Annotated in this window: 11 protein-coding genes and 12 pseudogenes; 6 read left to right on the forward strand and 17 right to left on the reverse strand. The window is 63.4% G+C overall.

The genetic code is table 11. From position 1 onward, the window contains the following. Nucleotides 1–2 precede the first annotated feature (2 nt). Nucleotides 3–809 carry an MFS transporter gene (locus PspTeo4_RS15540; protein ID WP_416196932.1) on the reverse strand — a complete coding sequence of 269 codons (807 nt, stop codon included), beginning with the start codon at nucleotides 807–809 and terminating at the stop codon, nucleotides 3–5. Further along, entirely contained in the window at nucleotides 707–1,213 is a 507-nt protein-coding gene (locus PspTeo4_RS29965) for an MFS transporter (RefSeq protein ID WP_416196933.1), read from the reverse strand. The genes PspTeo4_RS15540 and PspTeo4_RS29965 overlap by 103 nt, the downstream gene beginning before the upstream one ends. 129 nt (nucleotides 1,214–1,342) lie before the next feature. Here PspTeo4_RS29965 and PspTeo4_RS15545 point away from each other — a divergent pair, with 129 nt between their 5' ends. Continuing rightward, entirely contained in the window at nucleotides 1,343–2,257 is a 915-nt protein-coding gene (locus PspTeo4_RS15545; RefSeq protein ID WP_322364652.1) for a LysR family transcriptional regulator, read from the forward strand. Between the two features lie 289 nt (nucleotides 2,258–2,546). On the opposite strand, the pseudogene PspTeo4_RS15550 reads toward PspTeo4_RS15545, so the two are convergent. The 3 genes and pseudogenes from PspTeo4_RS15550 to PspTeo4_RS15560 form a co-directional block, all read right to left on the reverse strand. Continuing rightward, nucleotides 2,547–3,067 (reverse strand): annotated as a pseudogene (locus tag PspTeo4_RS15550) (DUF2937 family protein). 9 nt (nucleotides 3,068–3,076) lie between these two features. Continuing rightward, nucleotides 3,077–3,850, reverse strand: a complete 774-nt coding sequence (locus PspTeo4_RS15555) for a class II glutamine amidotransferase (protein WP_322364653.1) — start codon at nucleotides 3,848–3,850, stop codon at nucleotides 3,077–3,079. A gap of 14 nt (nucleotides 3,851–3,864) precedes the next feature. Then, a pseudogene (locus tag PspTeo4_RS15560) lies at nucleotides 3,865–4,361 on the reverse strand (MFS transporter). Nucleotides 4,362–4,561: 200 nt separating this feature from the next. Here PspTeo4_RS15560 and PspTeo4_RS15565 point away from each other — a divergent pair. Beyond that, a pseudogene (locus PspTeo4_RS15565) lies at nucleotides 4,562–6,601 on the forward strand (S9 family peptidase). A gap of 124 nt (nucleotides 6,602–6,725) precedes the next feature. Next, nucleotides 6,726–7,197: pseudogene (locus PspTeo4_RS15570) on the forward strand (cyclic nucleotide-binding domain-containing protein). On the opposite strand, the gene PspTeo4_RS15575 reads toward PspTeo4_RS15570, so the two are convergent. Further along, complete coding sequence (locus tag PspTeo4_RS15575) at nucleotides 7,194–7,472, reverse strand: hypothetical protein (protein WP_322364654.1); 279 nt, start codon at nucleotides 7,470–7,472, stop codon at nucleotides 7,194–7,196. The pseudogene PspTeo4_RS15570 and the gene PspTeo4_RS15575 sit on opposite strands and share 4 nt — an antisense overlap. A 132-nt stretch (nucleotides 7,473–7,604) precedes the next feature. On the opposite strand from PspTeo4_RS15575, the gene PspTeo4_RS15580 reads away from it, so the two are divergent. After that, a complete protein-coding gene (locus tag PspTeo4_RS15580; RefSeq protein ID WP_023381762.1) occupies nucleotides 7,605–7,976 on the forward strand; it encodes a YajD family HNH nuclease in 372 nt (123 codons plus the stop codon). Between the two features lie 69 nt (nucleotides 7,977–8,045). Then, complete coding sequence (locus PspTeo4_RS15585; protein ID WP_008095669.1) at nucleotides 8,046–8,516, forward strand: RNA methyltransferase; 471 nt, start codon at nucleotides 8,046–8,048, stop codon at nucleotides 8,514–8,516. Nucleotides 8,517–8,689: 173 nt separating this feature from the next. Here the strand turns inward: PspTeo4_RS15585 and PspTeo4_RS15590 are convergent. The 8 genes and pseudogenes from PspTeo4_RS15590 to PspTeo4_RS15625 form a co-directional block, all read right to left on the reverse strand. After that, nucleotides 8,690–10,260, reverse strand: a pseudogene (locus PspTeo4_RS15590) (aldehyde dehydrogenase). Continuing rightward, a complete protein-coding gene (locus PspTeo4_RS15595) occupies nucleotides 10,181–11,083 on the reverse strand; it encodes a dihydrodipicolinate synthase family protein (protein WP_322364655.1) in 903 nt (300 codons plus the stop codon). Before PspTeo4_RS15595 ends, PspTeo4_RS15590 begins: the two are co-directional and overlap by 80 nt. A 75-nt stretch (nucleotides 11,084–11,158) precedes the next feature. Further along, nucleotides 11,159–12,486 (reverse strand): annotated as a pseudogene (locus tag PspTeo4_RS15600) (MFS transporter). Nucleotides 12,487–12,669: 183 nt separating this feature from the next. After that, a pseudogene (locus tag PspTeo4_RS15605) lies at nucleotides 12,670–13,988 on the reverse strand (NAD(P)/FAD-dependent oxidoreductase). Nucleotides 13,989–14,074: 86 nt separating this feature from the next. After that, nucleotides 14,075–14,767: pseudogene (locus tag PspTeo4_RS15610) on the reverse strand (GntR family transcriptional regulator); the annotation flags it as partial. A gap of 411 nt (nucleotides 14,768–15,178) precedes the next feature. Beyond that, a pseudogene (gabP, locus tag PspTeo4_RS15615) lies at nucleotides 15,179–16,574 on the reverse strand (GABA permease). Nucleotides 16,575–16,949: 375 nt separating this feature from the next. After that, a complete protein-coding gene (locus PspTeo4_RS15620) occupies nucleotides 16,950–18,167 on the reverse strand; it encodes a hypothetical protein (protein WP_322364656.1) in 1,218 nt (405 codons plus the stop codon). A gap of 40 nt (nucleotides 18,168–18,207) precedes the next feature. After that, a complete protein-coding gene (locus tag PspTeo4_RS15625) occupies nucleotides 18,208–18,657 on the reverse strand; it encodes a YcgN family cysteine cluster protein (protein ID WP_322364657.1) in 450 nt (149 codons plus the stop codon). 146 nt (nucleotides 18,658–18,803) lie between these two features. Between PspTeo4_RS15625 and PspTeo4_RS15630 the strand changes: the two genes are divergently transcribed. Further along, on the forward strand, nucleotides 18,804–19,397 hold the full coding sequence (locus tag PspTeo4_RS15630) for a nitroreductase family protein (protein ID WP_322364658.1): 594 nt from the start codon (nucleotides 18,804–18,806) through the stop codon (nucleotides 19,395–19,397). Between the two features lie 117 nt (nucleotides 19,398–19,514). Here PspTeo4_RS15630 and PspTeo4_RS15635 read toward each other — a convergent pair. From PspTeo4_RS15635 to rnd, 3 pseudogenes are all read right to left on the reverse strand, one after another. Beyond that, nucleotides 19,515–20,446, reverse strand: a pseudogene (locus PspTeo4_RS15635) (D-2-hydroxyacid dehydrogenase). A gap of 78 nt (nucleotides 20,447–20,524) precedes the next feature. Continuing rightward, nucleotides 20,525–20,816, reverse strand: a pseudogene (locus PspTeo4_RS15640) (YcgL domain-containing protein). Further along, a pseudogene (rnd, locus tag PspTeo4_RS15645) lies at nucleotides 20,813–21,945 on the reverse strand (ribonuclease D). Before rnd ends, PspTeo4_RS15640 begins: the two co-directional pseudogenes overlap by 4 nt. Nucleotides 21,946–22,015: the final 70 nt, after the last annotated feature.

The raw sequence follows: 22,015 nt of genomic DNA on the forward strand, positions 1-22,015 counted from the left end.
CCTTAACGTGCCTGAAGCTGTTTGCCGCGGGTTTCCGGCAGGCTCAGCGCCGCCAGAATCACCACGCCGTACGACACGGCGGAAAACACGCCAATCCCCAGCCCCAACGGCACCTTCTGGCCAAGCACGCCGATCATCAGCGGGAACAGCTCGGTGAGAAACGCTCCCATGCCACTGAAGATGCCCGAGGCGAAGAAGCCCAGTGGAAAGCCCAGCCACAGCATCACGCCATCGCTGACCTGCATTTGCGTGTACAGCAGCACGATCACGAACGAACCCACGGCGAACAGGATGAAGTTCTTCTTGCGCCCCAGCAGGTCGGAAAGGTACGCACTGACCACGTAACCCACGTACGAGCCGACAATCACCATGGCCAGGTAGCCACCGGTGCCCAGCACGCTCAGGCCACGCTCGTTCTTGAGGAAGGTTGGCAGCCACGAGGTGATGGCGTAATAGCCGCCCAGTGCACCGGTGCAACAAGGAGGCGCGCACGGTAGTCCAGAGCAGGCCGGGGGCGAAGATCTCGTAGAACTGCGCGGGGCCTCGGTTTTCTCTTCGGCCTTGGCCTGGCGATAGACCTCCGGGTCCTTGACCAGACGACGAACGAAGATCACGAACACCGCCGGCACCAGGCCCAGCAGGAACAGCGCCCGCCAGGCCTGTTCCGCTGGCAGCCAGGAGAACAGCAGCGCATACAGAATCGCCGTCAGGCCCAGCCGATGGCCCAGCCCGATTGCACCATGCCCACCGCCTTGCCGCGGTCCTGGGCGCGGATCACTTCGCCGATCAGCACCGCGCCGGCGGTCCATTCGCCGCCGAAACCGAAGCCCATCAAAGTGCGGGCAATCAACAGTTGTTCGTAGTTCTGGGCGAAGCCGCAGAGGAAGGTGAAGAAAGCGAACCACAGCACCGTCAGTTGCAAGGTGCGCACGCGACCGATGCGGTCGGAGAGGATGCCGGCGATCCAGCCGCCGATGGCCGAGGCGATCAGGGTGCTGGTATGAATCAGCCCGGCTTCGGCGGTGCTGATGCCCCACATCAGGATCAGCGTGGGGATGACGAAGCTGAGCATCTGCGTGTCCATGCCATCCAGGCCATAGCCGATCTTGCAGCTCCAGAAGGTGCGTCGTTGCTGTTTGTCGATGTCGCGGTACCAGGCGAATGGCCCGGTCGAAGGTGGGGAAGACACCTGCTGCACGCCGGATGGGTTCATGCTTGCCTCGGCTTGTTGGTATTGTTTTATGGGCGACGTCTGGCGTCGCGGCCTGGCATCCATGTTCAGAGGCCGCGCGGCTTGAGTCCAACGAGAAAAACCGCCGGTCTGGAACAAGAAAAACTGATCATGAACCTCCGTTTCCTCGAAACTTTCGTCTGGGTGGCGCGGCTCAAGAGCTTCCGCCTGACTGCGGACAAGCTGTTCACCACCCAGGCGTCGGTCTCCAGCCGTATCGCCGCGCTGGAGGCAGACCTGGGAGTGAAACTGCTGCTGCGCGACTCGCGGGGCGTCAGCCTCACGCCGGAGGGCAGCAAGGTGCTGGAATACGCCGAGCGCATGCTCGACACCGCCAAGGCGATGAAGCAGTCGCTGGACAGCGACCGGGCCAAGGTTGGGCGCATCCGCGTCGGGGTGATGGACACGGTGATTCATACCTGGATGAGCGCGCTGGTGGCCGAGTTGACCGAGCGCTATCCACAGGTGGAAATCGAGCTGGTGGCCGACACCGCGCTGAACCTGCGCGAGCAGCTGCAAAAAGGCTTTCTCGACGTGATTCTGCAGACCGACCTGCTGCGCGAACAGTCGATCCGCAGCCTGGACCTTGCCCGCTACCCGATGGGCTGGGTGGTGGCCGCAGGCTCCAGCCACCACCGCGACTATGCTTCGCTTGCCGAGCTGGGGCGCGAACGTATCGTCACGTTTTCCAAGAACTCGCGACCGCACCAAGAAGTGCTCAGCCTGCTGCAAGGCGCCGGTTGCGACATGCCACGGCTGAACTGCGTGAACTCGGTGGCGGCGATTACCCGGCTGCTACGTGATGGATTCGGCATTGGTGCGCTGCCGCCGGCGTTGGTGGAAGCGGAGCTGGGCCGTGGCGAGCTGGTGTTGATCGAAGGGCTGCAGCCGCCGCCGAGCCTGGAACTGGTGGTGGCGTGGCAGACCGGGGTGGCGTTGGTCGATGAGGTGGTTGGGGTATGCAGGCAGGTGCTGGAGGGGTATGCGCGGGAAGTGGGGGAACAGCGGATTGTGTTGGTTTCGTAGGTGTTTGCCGCAACATCTGCAGCGGTTTTGAGATCGAGCGCCGCCCGCGCGGCGCATCGCGAGCAAAGCTCGCTCCTACGTTTGTTTCGGGCCAATTATTCCTGCGAGATTCGTGCGCGACCGCTCTTGGTGCATGGCGCGTTATCGCTTCGTACAAACAAGGCGGTCGCGCGCGCCTGTCACAGGCGTTATTGGCCGTAAAACAAACGTAGGAGCGAGCCTTGCTCGCGATGCGCCGCGCGGGCGGCGCTCGACCCCACGGGCCGCGCAAAATTTGAGGCAAGCGCTCTCAGCGCCAGCTCTCTTTGACCACCTTGCGCCGCCCACCCAGAATCACCCAGCCAACCAGCACCAGCAGACTCTCGACCACGAACGCCAGCACGAACCGGCCCCGATCCCCCAGCCGATGGCTTCAGGCACCAGCAAAATCTGGTAGCTGTACCCCTTGAGCGTCTCTTCGCGCAGCTGCGGCTCCGGCTGCACCAGCACATGCCAGGTGCGGCTCACCCACGAGCCTTGCAGCGCCTGCCATTCGTCCTCGAACAGCTGATTGCGGATCAGCAGGCTTTCGATGCTGTTGGCATCGCTGTTGAACACCGGGTCATCGCTGCTGCGATAGTGCTTGAGCAACGCCTGCAGATCGCCGTTGAAGAACCGCTCGGCCGTCTGCTTGAAACCGTCGAGCGCCTGGCGCGACTCGAACAGGTGCGCCTCGACCCGCTGGCTGTAGTCCTTGACCAGCCCCGGAACCTGGATACCGGCCAACAGGCCGAAGGTGAACAGTAACAACCGCAGGTAACTTCTGAACATGCAGCGTCCTTAGCTCTGGCCGTGCGAAACGCACTCTCCGTGCCGCCACAGCGCCCACTGACCCGGCTCGTAACGGTGCCAGGTCTCGTTCTCGGTGAGGGCTTCGGTGGCGATCACCGTGACCACGTCGTTCGGGGTGGTTTCGGTATGAAAATCGACGATCAGGTCGACATCCTTCAGCCGTGCGGCGCCAAAAGGCGCGCGACGGGTAATGTGAACCAACTTGGTCGAGCAGAAGCAGAACAGCCAGTCACCGTCGCTGAGCAGGCAGTTGAACACGCCTTTGCCCCGGTAGCCGGCACAGGCTTCGACCAGTACCGGCAGCAACTGTTCCACCGCCACCGGCTCTGGGAAGGCCGCACGGACCCGGTTGAGCAGGTCGCAGAAAGCCGCTTCGCTGTCGGTGTCGCCCACCGGCCGGTAGAACGTCGCCTCCCCCTTGAATTCGCCCAACTGGCCGTTGTGCGCGAAGCACCAGTTGCGGCCCCACATTTCACGGACGAACGGATGGGTGTTGGACAGGCAGACCCGGCCGACGTTGGCCTGGCGGATGTGGCCGATGACCACTTCGCTCTTGATCGGGTAACGCTGCACCAGGTTGGCGACTTCCGACTCGCTGCTCGCCGCCGGGTCCTGGAACAGGCGCAGGCCACGGCCTTCGTAAAAGCCGATGCCCCAGCCGTCACGGTGTGGGCCGGTACGCCCGCCACGCTGCATCAGGCCGGTGAAGCTGAAGACGATGTCGGTGGGGACGTTGGCACTCATGCCCAGCAGTTCACACATGCTCGTCGCTCCGTTTACAAGCGGGGTTCTACGCGGCCACGACCGGTCGGCGGGGCGGGCGGCGGGTCATTGCGGTAACGGTCACGGCGGTCGGCACCGAAGGCAGACTCGGACGCGACCTGCTCATCTTCGGCCGCCTGACGCTTGGCGGCGGCTTCGGCGTTCTCGCGGCGCTCGCGGGCGCGCTTTTCCAGCGGCCAGCGCAACAGCACGAACAGTGCGTAAAGGGCAAAGGCAATCATGCCGTACATGGCGAAATCGGACACCGCACGCCAGGCGTTGTTACCCACCTTGAAGGCGACGTCCAGGGCAGTGATGGCGATGGCCGGGCGAAGCTTTCCTTGACCGGGTCGACGATGGTCGGGGTCAGCAGCAGCACCGCCAGGATCACCCGCAGCGGTTCACGCAGCCAGCGCCACATCCAGCCGGTGAGTTTGAAGCCCACCAGCAGGCAGCCCAGGGCGGCAAGGGCGTAGAGGCCCCAGGCGAGGGTATAGTCGTTCTCGGTCATGGTGATCGTGCAAGCCAGGCAAAGAGATGCCTATGATAAACACTTTTCAGGGCGCAGACAGCGTCTCCATGCCCCAGCCTTATCGCCGGCAAGCCGGCTCCCACATGATCACCACTGCACTCGAGACCTGTGCAGTACCTGTAGGAGCTGGCTTGCCGGCGATGAGGCCAGTGCAGGCAGCCCCAGCCAAGAGATCTCCAATGCTCAATAAGCCCCAACCGCCCATCGCCCACACCGACGACACCACCGACCCGTACGCCTGGCTGCAACAACGCGACACCCCCGAGGTGCTCGCCTACCTGCAAGCGGAAAATGCCTACCAGGAGGCCTGCCTGGCCGACCAGGCGCCCCTGCGCGAACAGCTGTTCGAGGAGATCAAGGGCCGCATACTGGAAACCGACCTGTCGCTGCCCTCGCCGTGGGGCCCATACCTGTACTACACCCGCACCACCGCAGGCGACGAGTACCCGCGCCACTACCGCTGCCCACGCCCGGCGGACGACTCCAATACCGTCGATGAAAGCCGTGAGCAGCTGCTGCTCGACCCCAACGCATTGGCCAATGGCGGTTTCCTGTCGCTCGGTGCGTTCAACGTCAGCCCCGACCACCGGTTGCTGGCCTACAGCCTCGACACCAGTGGCGACGAAATCTACACCCTGTACGTCAAGGACCTGGACAGCAACGACGTCACCACCCTGCCCTTCGACGACTGCGACGGCAGCATGACCTGGGCCAACGACAGCCAGACGCTGTTCTTCGCCGAGCTGGACGACACCCACCGCCCCTGGCGCCTGCGTCGTCACACCCTGGGCGAGGCCTCGGCGCAAACAGTGTTCGAAGAACCCGACGGCCGTTTCTTCCTGCACTGCTACCGTTCCAGCTCCGAACTGCAACTGGTGCTGCTGCTCAATAGCAAGACCACCAGCGAGGCCTGGGTGCTCGACGCCAGCACGCCACAGGCCGCATTCACCTGCCTGGCGCCGCGGGAGGAAGACCACGAATACTTCCCCGACCACGGCCAACTCGACGGTGAGTGGCGCTGGTTCATTCGCACCAACCAGGACGGCATCAATTTCGCCCTCTACCAAGCCCCGGCCGATCAGGTACCGACCCGCCAGCAATGGCAGGTGCTGGTGCCCCACCGCGATGACATCATGCTCGAAGGCCTGAGCCTCAACGCAAGCGCCTGAGCCTGAGCCTGCGTGAAGGCGGCCTGCCGATCATCGAAGTTCGCCCACAAGGCCTTGCGCACTACCGGGTCGAACTGCCCGACGCCGCTTACAGCCTGTATGTGCAGGACAGCCTGGAGTTCGCCAGCACACGCATCCGCCTGCGCTACGAGGCCCTCAACCGCCCGGCCCAGGTACGCCAGCTGGTGCTGGCCACTGGCGCCCAGGAAGTGCTCAAGCAGACCCCGGTGCTAGGCCCGTTCGATGCCGACGATTATGTTAGCCAGCGCCTGTGGGCCACCGCCCAGGACGGCACCCGCGTGCCGATCAGCCTGGTGCGTCGCCGTGACGATCTGGGCAAGGTCGTGCCGCTGTACCTGTATGGCTATGGCGCTATGGCGAAAGCCTCGACCCGTGGTTCTCCCACGCCCGCCTGAGCCTGCTGGAGCGCGGCGTAGCCTTCGCCATCGCCCACGTACGGGGCGGCGGCGAGTTGGGCGAAGCCTGGTACCGTGCGGGCAAGCAGGAACACAAGCAGAACACCTTCAACGACTTCATCGCCTGCGCCGAGCACCTGATCAGCGAAGGCGTAACCGCCTCCGATCGCCTGGCCATCAGTGGTGGCAGCGCCGGTGGGCTGTTGATGGGCGCGGTGCTCAACCTGCGCCCGGAGCTGTTCCGTTGCGCCATTGCCGAGGTGCCGTTCGTCGACGTGCTCAACACCATGCTCGACCCCGACCTGCCGCTGACCGTCACCGAGTACGACGAATGGGGCAACCCCGAAGAGCCCGAGGTGTACGAGCGGATCAAGGCCTACGCCCCTTACGAAAACGTGAAGGCCCAGGCCTACCCGGCCATGCTGGTGGTCGCGGGCTATAACGACAGCCGCGTGCAGTACTGGGAAGCCGCCAAGTGGGTGGCACGCCTGCGCACACGCAAGACCGACGACAACCTGCTGTTGCTCAAGACCGAAATGGGCGCCGGCCATGGCGGCATGAGCGGGCGCTACCAGGGCTGCGTGACGTGGCTCTGGAGTATGCGTTCGTGTTCAATGAGCTGAGCGTGGTGTAAATCGCGTTTTTTGTTGTCATACCCAGCGCGGCGCACCTGAAGGCCCTATCGCCGGCAAGCCGGTTCCTACGGGCTGGGGTGCGCCCACACGCTCTTGGACAACAGCCGCGAAGAAGAACAATACATGCCCGACCAGACTCTCCTGAACGCCGAAATCCGCGACATGCTCATGGACTGCGGCCTGTTCGATACCCTGCAGCTCAGCGACTTCCAGGCCGCTGCTGGCTATTTCAGCCTGGCCGCCATCGGCGAAGGCCAGACCATCTTCAATGAAGGCGATGCTGGCACCTTCATGTGCATCCTGCATCAGGGCGTGGTCTCGGTACGCAAGACCGACGGCAATGGCACCCAGGTCGAAATCGCTACCCTGCGCAAAGGCCGGGCCTTTGGTGAAATGGCCGTGCTCGACGGCGAACGTCGCTCGGCCAGTTGCATCGCCGCCAGCGACTGTCAGCTGCTGACTGACCCTGGGCAAGGACTCGCTGGAAAAGATGCTGAACGAAGCACCACGCATCGCCGCACGGATCATCCGCGCACTGGCCGTGGCCCTGTCGAAACGTCTGCGCATGCAGGATGGCCAGCGCCTGGCACTCTAATCGTCCTCAGGCAATGGCTTTGCCGGCTCCTGACGCAGCCCTGGCAAAGGCTGGTCCTTGGGCGGCCCCGGCACTGGCATCGGCGGCAACAACGGCGCACCAGGCTGGCTGTCATAGGCTTTGGGTGGCGAACTTGGGGTGATCTGCGGGTAGGGCGTTGGCGTCGGCGTGCCTGGTGCCCCGGGTACGGGCGTGTTGATGCGCGGTGGCGTACCCGCAGCTTCGACTGTCGGCACAAGGGCCAGCAGCAGCGCGGTGAGGATCGCATGTAGCATCTGCAACCTCCGGTCGGGAACCTTCCTACAGGCTACGCCTTCCTGGCGGTTTTTGCCTGTCCGCCCGCCCCACAAGCGCGCTAGACTCAACGGTATAACCGTCATTTGCCTGATTACAACAAAGGAAACACCATGAGCTCGGCCTCCACTTCCGCCGCCACCGCCCGCCTCGACCGCATCCTGGCCGACGCCAAGCGCGATAAAGAGATGGGCTACCGCGACAAGGCCCTGAAAATGTACCCGCACGTGTGTGGCCGCTGCGCCCGCGAGTTCTCGGGCAAGCGCCTGAGCGAACTGACCGTGCACCACCGCGACCACAACCACGACAACAACCCCCAGGACGGCTCTAACTGGGAGCTGCTGTGCCTGTACTGCCACGACAACGAGCACTCGCGCTACACCGACCAGCAGTATTTCAGCGAAGGTTCGACCAGTACGCCGAGCATCGCCAAGGCCACCCACAACCCGTTCGCCGGGCTGGCGGGCATGCTCAAGAAAGACTGAACGTCGTTTCGCCCCCGTTACCGCCGGGTAGCCGTATAATCGCGCTTTTTCTGCGAAGGGCCCCGGCACGTGGCAAACAAACGGTACAGCTGCATCGGCCTGTTCAATCCCAAGTCAGCGGAGAACGTAGGTTCGGTGATGCGCGCGGCGGGTTGCTACGGCGTCAACTCGGTGTTCTACACCGGCAAGCGTTATGAACGCGCACGTGACTTCGTCACCGACACCAAGCGTGTGCACTACGACATTCCATTGATTGGCATCGATGACCTGCAGCGCATCATTCCGCTGGGCTGCACGCCGGTGGCCGTGGAGCTGGTCGAAGGCGCCCGCCCGCTGCCCGAATACACCCACCCAGACCGCGCCATCTACATCTTCGGCCCGGAAGACGGCAGCCTGAGTGCCGATGTGCGGGCGTGGTGTGAAGAGACCATCTACATCCCGACCGAGGGCTGCATGAACCTGGCTGCGACGGTGAACGTGGTGCTGTATGACCGGTTGGCCAAGGGGTTGAATACCCGCTCAGGGCCCAAGTTCAAATAAAAAGCCGCCTTGGCGGTGGCTGTACCGGCCCTATCGCCGGCAAGCCGGCTCCCACAGTCTGTCATGAACCTGTGGGAGCCGGCTTGCCGGCGATAGGGCCAGCACTGACACAACCAAAGCGGCCAGGTGCCGAACTCCGTCAGAACAGCACCGGTCTTGCTCTTGCGATCAAATCACGAAGCGTTGATCCAGATGGTCTTCAGCTCCGTGTACTGATCATGGGCCCAGATGGACTTGTCGCGCCCACCGAAGCCGGACTCCTTGTAGCCACCAAACGGCGTCGAGGCATCGCCCTCGCCGAAGCAGTTGACCGTCACCACGCCAGCGCGAATCTCACGCGACAGACGCAGCGCATTGCGCAGGCTGCCGGTGTAGGCCGAAGCAGCCAGGCCATAGATGGTGTCGTTGGCCAGCTCGATGGCCTCATCGATGGTCTCGAAGCTGGTCACGCTCAGCACCGGCCCGAAAATTTCCTCGATGAACAGCTTGTTGTCACGGCCCACGTTGTCGACGATGGTCGGCTGCACGAACACGCCGTCCTCGGTCTCGCCACCCTGGACGATACTGAGCTTCTGCACCGCGGCGTATTCCAGGTACGACTTGACCTTCTCGAAGTGCGACTTGCTGACCATGGCGCCCAGGCGGTTTCCGGGTCCAGCGGGTCGCCCAGCTTCCAGTCCTTCAGGTGCTTGGCGATCAGGCCGAGCAGCTCGTCTTTCACGTCCTTGTGCACGATCAGGCGCGAGGAAGCCGAGCAGTTCTCGCCCATGTTCCAGAACGCACCGGCGGTGACGAACTGGGCCACTTCGTCGAGGTCTTCGCAGTCGTTCATGACCACGGCCGGGTTCTTGCCACCCAGCTCCAGGACGATGCGCTTCAAGTTGGACTCGGCGGCGTACTTCAGGAACAACCGACCGGTGTCGGTGGAACCGGTGAAGCTGACCATCGGGATGTCCATGTGGCGGCCGATGGCCTCGCCTACTTCACGGCCACCGCCAGGCACCAGGTTGAACACACCGGCAGGCACACCCGCCTGGTGGGCCAGCTCGGCCACGCGCAGGGCGCTGAGGGTAGTTTCCTTGGCCGGCTTGACCACGATCGAGCAACCGGCGGCCAGCGACGGGGCGATCTTCCAGGCCAGCATCAGCAGCGGGAAGTTCCACGGCAGCACCAGGCCAACCACGCCAATGGCTTCACGCACCACCATGGTCACGGCAGCGTTGCCGGTGGGGGCGGTGTTGTCGTAGATCTTGTCGATCAGCTCGGCGTGCCAGCGAATGGTGTGGATGGTCTCTGGCACATCGACGTTCTGGCATTCGCTGACCGGCTTGCCGCTGTCCAGGCTTTCCAGCACGGCCAGTTCATGGGCGTTGTCTTCCAGCAACTGAGCGAACTTCAGCAGGATGTGCTTGCGCTCACCCGGCTGCAGCTTGGACCACGAACCGTCTTCGAACACACGCTTGGCGGCCGCCACGGCAACGTTGACGTCATTGACGTCGCAGGCGGCGACATCAGCGAGGTGCTGGCCGGTGGCCGGGTTGGTGGTGACGAACGTCTTGCCCGAGATGGCATCGCGGAACTCACCGTCGATGAACGCTTTGGTGCGCAGTTGCAGTTCGGCGGCGATGGCCGCGTATTGTGCCTTGCTCAGCAATTCAGCCATTTCATGCACCTCCGGTGATCTGGGCGATGTTGCGCTTGAGTTCGGTAACCACGCGTTGCAGCTCCTGCTTCTCGGCCGCATCCAGGTCGTACAGCGGCTTGCGCACGCCGCCGGTGCTCAGGCCGTTCAGCGCGACGCCGTACTTGATCGACTGTACGAACTTGCCGCCTTCGAGGAAGTCCATCAGCGGCATCATGGCGCCCATGATCTTGCGGCCTTTGTCGAAGTCCTTCTCGATCACGCAGGCCTCGTAGAGGGCCACGTGCTCACGCGGGATGAAGTTGGAGCCGGCGCAGACCCAGCTTTTGGCGCCCCAGGCAAAGAACTCCAGGGCCTGGTCGTCCCAGCCGCACGACAGCTGGATGTTCGGACGCTGGGTGGCCAGGCGGTGCAGCTGGTTCATGTCACCGGAGCTTTCCTTGATGGCAACGATGTTCTTCACATCGGCGACGGCATCGAAGAATTCCTCACCCATGCTCACACTCATGCGGCCTGGGTAGTTGTAGAGCATGATCGGCAGGCCAGCGGCGGCGTCGACGGCTTTGACGTGCAGGGCGATTTCCTGCTGGGTCGGCAGCGCGTAAGGCGGGGTGCCCACCAGCAGTGCGTCGGCCTTGATTTCCTTGGCGTGCTGGGCGAAGGCCACGGCGTCTTCGGTGCGGATGCCACCGGTGCCGATGATCAGCGGCAGGCGGCCGTTCAGCACGTCCTTGGCCTGGGCGGCCAGATCGATGCGCTCTTGGGTGGTGTGGGCGTAGTACTCACCGGTGGAGCCACCGATGATCACGCCATGGATCTTCGACTCGACCAGATATTCCAGGACCTCGGCGAACGCCGCCTTGTCGATCGAGCCGTCCGCAGCCAGCGGGGTGACTGCCGGGGTGTAGATGCCTTCGAATTTCACGGTAGGTTCTCCAGTGCGTTGATCAGTGTTGTAAAGGCCGCACCGGAACGACAGTGCGGCAGGTTGTCATTCAATTCAGCCCAGCGACGCGGCCTGCTGCAGGTTCAGCGAGCGGGTTTCCGGCGCCAGCGCGAGGGAGAACGCCAGGCCGACGAAGGTCACCGCCGCGGCGGCGTACATGGTGAAAGCGATGCCGTAGCTATCGAGGGCCATGGGCACCAGCCAGGTGCCGATGGCCGCGCCGACGCGCGACAGCGAAGTGCCGACGCCCACGGCGCCTGCGCGAATTTCAGTGGGGAACAGCTCGTTCGGGTAAACCAGTTGCAGTACCTGGGCGCCGCCGATAAACAAAGCATAGGCGCCGAACAGAACCAGAATCAGCACCTCGGCGCCGTCGTGGAAGGTGGCCAGGGCCAACAGGGCCAGGCCCGACCAGAAGAAGCTGTGCAGCAGCATGCTGCGCCGGCCCATGCTGTTGATCAGGCGGGTGGCGATGATGCAGCCGACCACGAACAGGAAGGTGATCGCCACCGAGCCGAACGACGCCCAGTCGCCCTTGAGGTTGAGCGCGCCCAGCACCTTCGGGGCAAAGGCATACACCGCGAACACCGGAATCACCGAGCACGACCAGAACATGGCGACGAACAGCATGCGTTTGCCATAGCCCGAGTGCAGAAGGCTCAGGAACGAGAGTTTCTTCTGCTTGGGTTCCTCAGGCAGGTTGCGCAGCGAGAAGCCGTTGCCGTACACCTGCTTGATGACCGCCTCGGCTTCGCTTGCCCGGCCTTTGCTAAGCAACCAACGAGGCGACTCGGGGTGCCGACACGCAGCAGGAACAACACCAGGCCGATGATTGCCGGGCTGGCCAGCACCAGGCGCCAGGACTCGTCGCCACCATGGCGCAGGATCAGATCACCGATCACATAAGCGAACGCAGCCCCTGCAAACCACAGGATGGTCAGGGTCGCCAGGCGCGGGCCACGGTTCTTCTTCGGCAAGAACTCGACCAGCAGCGAAGTGGCCACCGGGTACTCGATGCCCACGGCAATACCAATGATGAAGCGCAGCACGAACAGCATGAGCGCCGATTCCACCCAGAACTGGCTGATCGAGGCCAGCATGAACAGTACGGGGCCGACGAAGAACACCCGCTTGCGGCCGAAGCGGTCGGTCAACCAACCACCGAGGAAGCCACCGAAGAAGATACCGATCAACGCCGAGGCGGCGATCATGCCCTGCCAGAAACTGCTCAGACTCAGGCCGGCGGCCATCTGCACCAGGGCCACGCCGATGATGCTAAGCACATAGCCATCGACGAACGAACCACCGCCAGAGCGGATGGTCAGCAACTGGTGAAAGCGATTGAGCGGTACATCTTCAATTGAAATATTCGGAGTTGTCATTATTGTTCCTGCTACTTCTGTTCATGCACGTGTTCAAGGCGAGCGCATCCGCGAAACTGAAAACCGCATTCAGCTCCGTTTGATCGGACTACCCATCTCGATCATGGATTTTGGGCAAAGCGAGCCCGTGCCGGATAACCAGGACCCGGCCGTTAAAGGGGTAATACCTAACTCATTGAACGATCAGCTTTCTTTTCCGGCGCGGTATTGCCCCACATCAGATTCAGGTTCAAGCCCAGTGAAACCAGGGGCTGCGGCGGGTTGGCGCAAGGCCCCGGCGCATTGAGCAGGAAGTCGATCAACTCGTTCTTCTCGCCGGCCAGCCAGTCGGCCAGCAACTTGCCGGTTACCGTACCGCGGGTGACACCAAGACCGTTGCAGCACAGTGCACCAAATACATTCGGCGCCAACTTGCCAAAGAAGCCCATGTGGTTGCGCGACAATGCCAGCGCGCCACCCCAGGTATATTCGAAGTTCACATCCGGCAACATCGGGAAGCGTCGGGCGAACGAATCGCGATGGCGTTCGACGAAACGTTCCAGGTATTTACGATTGCTTCGCCCGTCCGGGTTGTAACTGAAACTGTTGCGCACCAGCAGACGGTTATCCACGGTGCGGCGCAGCGTGGTGCCGAACGGGTCGGCCGGGATCACGCCCCAGTAGGGCTTGCCGCCCAGACGCGCCTGCTCTTCCTCGGTCAGCGGCCGGGTGATGCTGCCGTAGGTGAACACTGGCAACATGCGGCCCTTGAGGAAGCCGAAGCTCATGCCGAAGGCGTTGGTGGTGAGAATGAGCTTGTCCGCGGTAATCGAGCCATTGGCGTGGCGCAGTACCACCTTGTCGCCGTATTCGACGTCAGTGATCGGGGTGTTTTCGTACAGCGATACGTTGCTCGGCAGGCTGTCGGCCAGGCCCTTGACCAGCGCCGAGGGTTGCAGCAGCGCGGTGCCGGGGGTGAACAGGCCCTTACGGTAGAAGTGCGTGCCGATATGCTCGGGCAGGTCGCGCCCCTCGATGACTTCATAGGGTTGGCCAAGCTTGTCCAGGCCACGGCGGTAGGCGTCCAGCACGGCGATACCACGGTCCTCGACGGCGGCCTGGTACTTGCCGCAGTGGCGGAACTGGCATTCGATGCCGTGGCGGTCGATCAGCTCCTTGAGGAACGACTGGCCACCGAGGTTGAGCTTGAGCACGGTCTTGGCGATGTCGATATCGCCAATGTAGTCCTCGGCCCCGATGTCATGGGGCAGGTCGATGGCAAAGCCTGCGTTGCGCCCTGAGGTGCCGAAACCGACCTCCTGGGCTTCGATCAGCACGATCTCGTCGTCAGGGAAGTTCGTTGCCAGCTGACGCGCGGCAGCCAACCCGGTGAAACCGGCACCCACCACCACCCAGCGAGCCTTGCTGTTGCCACTGTGGGCCGGTCGTGGCGTACGACCCTTGCTCAGGTGGTACCAACCACAGGTGGCGTCATCGGCAGGTAACGAACTAATTCTTGTCATCTCACTAACCTGGATCTTGTTGTTGACGAGCGTTCGACGCCAGTGGCGACGACCTGGAACTTCATATTTCGATAGGTACATCCAGCCCCTTGCGGGGCGGCATATTCGGCCATGCGACGGCGGGACAGCTCGAAGTGCTCGCGCACCAGTTGCCCGGCGGCCTGCGCATCGCGCCGCTCGATAGCCTGAATCATCTGGTCGTGCTGCTCGCAGGCGACTTCGAGGTCGCGCTGCATGTCATCGGTGGTCGGATGACGGTAGAAAATCTTGCCCAGGCGGGTGTGGTCGATCAGCAGGCGACGCAGGCTGGGCAACAGGTAGTCGTTGTGCGCCATCTTGCCGATTTCCAGATGGAAGGCATCGTTGTGAAGCACACGGTTTTCCACGTCACGCTCTTCGATGGCGCGGCGGAACAGCGCCTGGATGCCCTTGAGCGCCTCGATTTCGGCTTCGCTGGCATTGAGCGCCGCCAGCTGCGTGGTGGCGACATAGACCAGTGGCGCGGCCACGAAGAAGCTGTGCAGCGACTCATGGTTCATCGCCGCCACCCGTGGTGCGCGGTTGGCTTCCAGCTCGATGTAGCCTTCGGCGGCAATCTGGCGCAGCAGCTCACGTACCGGCGGGCGCGACAGGCCGAACTCGTCGCTCAGGGCCAGTTCGTCGACCACCGCGCCCGGCGCCAGCTCCATGCTGAGGATCCGGCGGCGCAGCGCGTCGGCCAGCACCGCCTTGCGGTCTTGGGGCACTTCGGCGCTGATCGGTTGGACGGTGGCTTTCATGGCGGCCTTCTTGGTTGTCATAGCGCTGTGTCTACTATTTGTATAACGACTATAGGGCACTGTTAGATAATATGTCTACAGCAATTCAGATAAACGGCTGAATCTCTACAGCCCTTGATTTACGGGGCTTTCAGAACGTTCACGGGAGAGATTAAACACGCTGCAGGCTGCATTGCCAAACCGGACAGGAAATTCGCCAGACAAGACACAACCGCTGAAAACACGATTGGGGCCGCTGCGCGGCCCATCGCAGGCTTCGCCAGCTCCCACGGAGAGGGTGCATATCTGAAGGTGTGCACTTCTCGTGGGAGCTGGCGGAGCCTGCGATGGCTGCGCAGCGGCCCCAAATGTCTTAACTGACTGACATCCACCCGCAGGTGGCCTTCATTCGTTCACCCAACAACCCTCAAATCAAGCAGCCGCCAACGCCTCCCGACGCTCATGCCGCCTGCTGCTCATCACACCCAACACCAAAATCCCCCGGCCAACGCCAAAGTCAGCGACACCTCCATCCGGTGCTGCGGCATCACGAACATCGTTCCCAGGGCAAACACGATGAAGCCGATCACCGCCCAGGTCAGCCACGGGTACAGCCACATCCGGAAGGCAATCTCGACATTCTGCCGCTGCAGCAGGGCACGCATGCGCAGTTGCGAGATGGCGATTGCCAGGTACACCAGCAGGGCGATGGATCCGGAGCTGGCGAGCAGGAAGGCGAACACTTCGGCCGGTGCAAAATAGTTGACGACGGTCGCCAGCATGCCGATCAGCGTGCTGCCGATCACCGCGGCGCGTGGCACGCCAACCTTGGATGTACGCTGGATGAAGCCTGGGGCATCGCCGCGTTTGCTCAGCGAGTAGAGCATCCGCGAAGAAATGTAGATCGACGAGTTCAGGCAGCTGGCCACCGCCACCAGCACCACCATGTCCACCAGCAACTTGGCGTAGGGAATGTGCATGATCTCCAGCGCACGCTGGTAGGAACCTTGCACCGGCAGCAGTGGGTCGTTCCACGGCACCACCGAGATGATCACGAAGATCGACAGCAGGTAGAACACGCTGATGCGCCAGATCACCGAGCGGGTGGCCTTGGCGATGTTGCGGGCCGGGTCCTTCGACTCCGAGGCCGCGATGGTCACCGCCTCCGTGCCCAGGTAGCTGAACATGGTGGTGAGCAATGCGCCGATGATGGCGGTCCAGCCGTTTGGCATGAAACCGCCCTGCTCCGCCAGCAGACGCTGCAGGCCACTGACCTCACGCCCCGGCAAGCCCCCGCCAGGGCAAAGGCGCCCAGTGCGATGAAGGCCACGATGGCGATGACCTTGAGCATGGCGAACCAGAACTCGAACTCGCCGTACTTGGCCACGCTGAACAGGTTGGTGGCGGTCAGCAGCACGGTCATGCTCAGGGCGAACAGCCAGGCATCGACCTGCGGGAACCAGTTGTTGAGCACCACGCCCGCGGCAATGGCTTCGATGGGAATCACCAGCACCCAGAACCACCAGTACAGCCAGCCGATGGTGAACCCGGCCCAGCGCCCGATGGCGCGGTCGGCATAGGTGGAGAACGAGCCGGTATCGGGGCTGGCCACCGCCATTTCCCCAAGCATGCGCATCACCAGCACCACCAGGGCGCCCGCCAGGGCATAGGCGACGATGGCGGCAGGGCCGGCGGCGGCGATTGCGTGGCCGGAGCCGACGAACAGCCCGGCACCGATCACACCAGCGATAGAGAGCATGGTCACGTGGCGTTGCTTGAAGCCTTGCGCCAGCTGATTGCTGGCGCCACTCGCGCTTGTCATTGTCATCCTGATCCCTGCTTTTGTTTTCTTTGTGGGGACGTGAAGCTCCTGGGTCGAAACCCAGCGTGGATGAGCTTCGCGCCTGGCCAAGGTAATGCAGCAGGGGGCGGGTTAGTTGCCCCAACCCGCCACGCAGTTGACCAGACATGACATTGAAACAGCGCAGAAGCCGCATGCTAGAGAGACTGCAGAGGTTTCATCGCCTGCAAGTCGGCGTCTACAGGTACGACGGTGACCTCAAAGACAACACGGTCCATGTGGGAGCCGGCTTGCCGGCGATGCAGCCGACGCGGAGCATGGCACCGGCTTCGCCGGTGATCGCCGGCAAGCCGGCTCCCACAGGTTAACTGCGGGCTCAAAGAGCGGTGTGTTTATCCAGTGTCAGTGGCCCGAGGCCAGAACCTTGCTCTGCAACACTTCGGACCGACGCCCCAGCACGTTCTCGCTGATCTGCACGAATTCCTCGGTGCTGACGCTCGGCAAGCGCATCAACGCCCGGGCCACGTCATCGAGCGAGCGCTTGGCCTGGGTGTGCAGACGAACTTCCTTGTCCAGCGCCTGCAGCAACAACACGCCACGCGCCACCTGGGCCGGGCTTGCATGTTCACCGGCAAGGTGGGTGACCTTGGCGGCCTGCTTGTGCAAACGCGCCTGCCAGGCCTGGTAGCGGTCATCGCTCACACCACCCGCCCGGCGCAGCAACTCGCTGGCGTAGTAGTCGGTGAGGCTTTCGCCGACCCAGTCACTGTCTTCATGGCCATGGATCTGGGCGAACAACTGCACCAGTTCACGCAATAACGGGCTGCTGCCGTTCTCGCCAACCATCGGCCTGGCGCTATGCAGGTACAACGAACCATGGGCCGCCATGGCCCCGCGCCACATGCCGTCACGGGCGCCTACCAGCAGCAGCTTGGGCGGATTACGCGGAAACACCGCCTGCAACTGCGGCCAGACGAATGTCAGCAGCGTCAGGTTATCCATACGGCGCATGCCCTGCCCCACCGGAGCGGCGACGGTGACCTCGGTGTCGCCCAGGCGCGCACGACGGCTGCCCAGGTTGCCCGCCAGCATCCAGCCGGTGGGGCGGTCGAACAATCGCGACACGTTGTCGATACGGAACTTGTCCTTGCCGATGCGCGGCCATGCCGTTTCCACGCTTTTCCACCCGGCAGGCAGGTCGAACGCCAGGCGCGCCACCAGTTCGGTGCCGTCCTGCTGGTCAAGGCGCGCTGGCGGCACCAGCTGGTCGCCCAGGAACAACGCCCAGTGCGGGGTCATGCGCGAGGAATGCACACCGCTGCGCAGTGTCTGGTCCAGTTGTACGCGGTAGCTGAGGCTGGTCTTGCCCGCCGCCGGGTGCCAGACACCCCGCTCGCCCTGCTGCTGCCACTGGCCATCGGCCTGAAAGCCGCTGTAGACGCCGGCCTTGCCCAGGTCGAAGTCCAGCGTGCGCACCGCAACGCCATCGCCCAGGGTCAGGCGCACTTCAGCCTGGCCCTGTTCGGGCAGCAGGCGCACCTGGTAATCCAGGTCAACCTTCTTGGCCCAGGCCGGGGCACAGGCTACCAAGCCCAGAAGCAACAACAGCTGACAACGCATACAGACACTCCTTGTTTCCCAGTGGCGACTGGGGCGCGGCTCAGCCGGCGCGGAAAATCAGGTGGTCTTCCCAGTCGTCTTCGTCCACATCATGCTCGCTGAGCATACGCCCGGACTGGGAAATGCGCTGTTCGTGAACTTGTTTGCGGTCACCGCACACCAGATGGTGCCAGGCGGGCAGGTCCTTGCCCTCGCTGACCAGGCGGTAGCCACAGGTGGTCGGCAGCCACTTGAACTGGTCCGCCTTGCCCGGGGTGAGCTGGATGCAGTCCGGCACATGGTCGAAGCGGTTGGGGTAGTCGCTGCACTGGCACGTGTCGAGGTCCAGCAACTTGCAGGCGATGCGGGTGTAGTAGACGCTGTTGTCGTCCTCGTCCTCGAGCTTTTGCAGGCAGCACAAGCCGCAGCCGTCGCAGAGCGATTCCCACTCCTGCGGGTCGAGTTGTTCGAGGGTCTTGCGCCGCCAGAACGGCGCGCTGTCAGCAATCATCACACGGGTTTCCTGCAGTCATCTTGAGTCCGCGGCGCGCGGCGGCGCCAGTCTAGAGCCCTGGCCTTCGGCAAAGCCAGACCGCTTGTCAGTGGCGACGGGAGGCAGTAGCGTGCGGTTTTTCCCGTCCACTTGCAGGAGCAGCCATGAGCGCCAACCCTCGCATCGCCGATTACGCCATCAACGAGCAGTTCATCAACCGCTGGTCGCCCCGTGCCTTCACCGCCGAGCCGATCAGCGAGGAAACCCTGCTGAGCTTCCTTGAGGCCGCACGCTGGGCGCCTTCGGCCTACAACTCGCAGCCGTGGCGCTTCCTCTACGCGCGCCGCGACACGCCGAACTGGGAGCGCTACCTGAGCCTGCTGGTGCCCTTCAACCGCAGTTGGGCGCAACAGGCCTCGGCGCTGGTGCTGGTCATCTCCAAGACCACCTTCACCGCCCCAGGCGCCAGCGAGGAAACCCCGGCGCTGTGGCACACCTTCGACACCGGCTCCGCTTGGGGTCACCTGGCCCTGCAGGCCAGCATCAGCGGCTGGCATACCCATGGCATGGCCGGGTTCGATCAGGAACTGGCGCGTCAGGAGCTGAAAATTCCTGATGGCTACGTGCTGCATGCCATGGTGGCCATCGGCAAACTGGGCGACAAGGCCAGCCTGGCTGAAGCCCTGCAGGCCCGCGAAGTGCCAAGCCCGCGCCGGCCGCTGAGCGAGTTGGCGGCTGAGGGGGATTTCAGCCTGTAAGTAGTTTGGCTGGCTTTTCCGGCCCTATCGCCGGCAAGCCGGCTCCCACAGCATTGCGGGAAACAAACCCTGTGGGAGCCGGCTTGCCGGCGATGAGGCCGGTAGAGTCACAGAAATTCAGTACCCTCGCGCAAAATCCACTTCGCCACGCAACTCCTGCCCCGCCCCGTACCCCGCACATTCTCGACAAACAACCGCACCATCGCCGCCGGCGAAGTCGGTGCCGAACTGTGCCCGGTCAGCAGCAACCCCCAGGCCGTCCAGAACGGATGCCGCTGGGGCAACGGCTCCTGCCGGCATACATCGATCACTGCACCTGCCAAATGCCCCTGCTTCAGCGCCTCGACCAGGTCGGCATCGACCACCGCCGCGCCACGCCCGGCATTGATGAACAGCGCACTGGGCTTGAACTGCTGGAACAGCGCCGCATCGTAGATATCATGGGTAGCGGGAGTATCCGGCAGCAGGTTGAGCACGTAGTCGACCTGCCCGACCAGCCGCGACAGCTCCGCAAGGCCTGCTACCTCGACGAACGGTGCCTGCTCGCGGGCACTGCTGGCAACGCCGTACAGCGTCACCCCGAACGGCTGGAGAAACTCCGCCACGCACTGGCCAATGTCGCCAGTACCGACAATCAGCACCTTGCGCCCTTCCAGGGAGCGCCCCGGACGGTCATCCCAACGCCGCTCGACCTGGCTGACCAGGCGCGACAGTACTTCACGCTCATGCACCAGCATGTACGTCAGCATGTATTCGGCCATCACCTGACCAAAGATACCCACCGCCCGGGTCAAGCGGTAATCACGCGGCAACCCCTGGGCCAGCAACGGGGTGATTCCGGCCCAGGTCGACTGCATCCAGTCAGGCTTGTGGCCCTGGCGCAGCAGGCTGGCAAGCAAGTCGGGCTGTCCCAACCATACCGGGCACTCTGGTGCCTGGCGTGCCAGCTCGGCGGAATCGCCGCTGGTCAGGATTTCCAGGTCCGGGGCCAACTCACCCAGCAGGCGGGCGTAAGTGGCATGATCCTGTTCAGCGATCAGAACGCGCATCGACGTGACAACCTTGGCAGATAACGACAGCGGCCCGACATGCGGGCCGCCTGGCAAAAGTGAGGGACCGCGCCTGGCTCAGGCGGGGTCGTTACGGCGCAGCAGTTCTTCTGGCAGGTGCTCGATGTAGTCGTCATCCGGCGGCGGCATCTGCAGGTGGTAACCCTGGTTATCGAGGTTTTCCAGCACCTTGGCGATGTCCTCGCGGGCCAGTTTGCGCTCGGGGTCAGCACCAGGTCGAACGCGTGCTTGGGGGTGCCGAAGAACGGCAGCAGGCCTTCGGGCACACGCTCCAGGCCGTCGGCCTTGAGCACATACAGGTACATTTCGTTCTTGCGGGGCTCTTGTAGATCGAGCAAATACGTTTCATCGGGTCTCTCCGGCGCCCGCCAGGTCGTCCAGCAGGGCCTGGCCCATGCGCTCGCGACGCCAGCCGCGCAGCGAATCGGGCAGTTGATAGGGGCCGTTGGGGTAGCCGCTCTTGAGCAGCGCTTCCAAGGTCTTCTTGCGCAGCATCAGTTCCGGCGCGATGCCCAGCCGTTCACCTTCAGCCTGGCCGACGGCGCGCAGGCGCTTGAGAATACCGGCCGCTTCGATCGGCAGTGGCTCAGGCAACGCCTGCGGCCACTGCTCCTTGGGCAGGCTGGCAGCACGCTTGATCAGCTGGATCAGAAACTCGCCGTCCTGACGAATGGTGCGCGGGTGCATCTCGTCGATCTTGGCCAGGCCTGACAGGCTGTCCGGCTGGCTCTTGGCCATAGGCCACAGCGAGTGTTCCTTGAGGATACGATTGCGCGGCACATCGCGGCTACGCGCCTCACGCTCGCGCCAGGCACAGAGTTCACGCAACACTGCCAATTGCTGGGGCGACAGCTTCCAGGCCAGCTTGACGTCACGGTACAGGGTTTCGGGCTCGACTTCACGGCGCAGCTGGGCCACCAGCTCGGCACCGTCTTCCAGCACCCAGGCGTATTTGTCATCGGACAGCCGCGGACGCAAGGCAGCGAACAGCTCGGCCAGGTGCACGGCATCCTCGGCGGCATAGCTCACCTGGGTTTCCGACAGCGGCCGCTGCAACCAGTCGGATCGGGTTTCGCCCTTGGGCAGCTCGATATTCAGCACTTCCTGGACCAGGCGCGAATAGCCCATGGAGAAGCCCAGGTTCAGGTAACCACCGGCCAACTGGGTGTCGAACAGCGGCTGCGGCAGCTTGCCGGTCAGTCGCAACAGCACCTCCAGGTCTTCGCTGCAGGCGTGCAGCACCTTGACCACCGCGCTGTCGTCGAGCAGATCGGCAAAGGGTTGCCAGTTGCCGATCAGCAGCGGGTCGATCAAAAACGCTCGTTGCCCATCACCGACCTGAACCAGGCCAGCCTTGGGGTAAAGGTGTCGACCCGCATGAACTCGGTGTCGAGCGCGACGAAGGGCAGTTCGCGCCAGCGCAGGCAGTGTTCGGCCAGGGTCTGGTCGTCACGGATCCAGTGAATTTCGATGGCCACAAGGCTCTCCCACTAACAATGGCGCGCAGTATATACGGCGCGGGCACTGCTGGTGAAACCTGCGCCATCC

This window comes from Pseudomonas sp. Teo4 (assembly GCF_034387475.1).
GTDB lineage: Bacteria > Pseudomonadota > Gammaproteobacteria > Pseudomonadales > Pseudomonadaceae > Aquipseudomonas.

Bases quoted from the DNA above. Each gene is read 5' to 3' on its own strand.
- PspTeo4_RS15540 (WP_416196932.1), bottom strand. From the start codon at position 809: ATGGACCGCCGGCGCGGTGCTGATCGGCGAAGTGATCCGCGCCCAGGA.
- PspTeo4_RS29965 (WP_416196933.1), bottom strand. From the start codon at position 1,213: ATGAACCCATCCGGCGTGCAGCAGGTGTCTTCCCCACCTTCGACCGGG.
- PspTeo4_RS15545 (WP_322364652.1), top strand. From the start codon at position 1,343: ATGAACCTCCGTTTCCTCGAAACTTTCGTCTGGGTGGCGCGGCTCAAG.
- PspTeo4_RS15555 (WP_322364653.1), bottom strand. From the start codon at position 3,850: ATGTGTGAACTGCTGGGCATGAGTGCCAACGTCCCCACCGACATCGTC.
- PspTeo4_RS15575 (WP_322364654.1), bottom strand. From the start codon at position 7,472: ATGCTACATGCGATCCTCACCGCGCTGCTGCTGGCCCTTGTGCCGACA.
- PspTeo4_RS15580 (WP_023381762.1), top strand. From the start codon at position 7,605: ATGAGCTCGGCCTCCACTTCCGCCGCCACCGCCCGCCTCGACCGCATC.
- PspTeo4_RS15620 (WP_322364656.1), bottom strand. From the start codon at position 18,167: ATGCGTTGTCAGCTGTTGTTGCTTCTGGGCTTGGTAGCCTGTGCCCCG.
- PspTeo4_RS15625 (WP_322364657.1), bottom strand. From the start codon at position 18,657: ATGATTGCTGACAGCGCGCCGTTCTGGCGGCGCAAGACCCTCGAACAA.
- PspTeo4_RS15630 (WP_322364658.1), top strand. From the start codon at position 18,804: ATGAGCGCCAACCCTCGCATCGCCGATTACGCCATCAACGAGCAGTTC.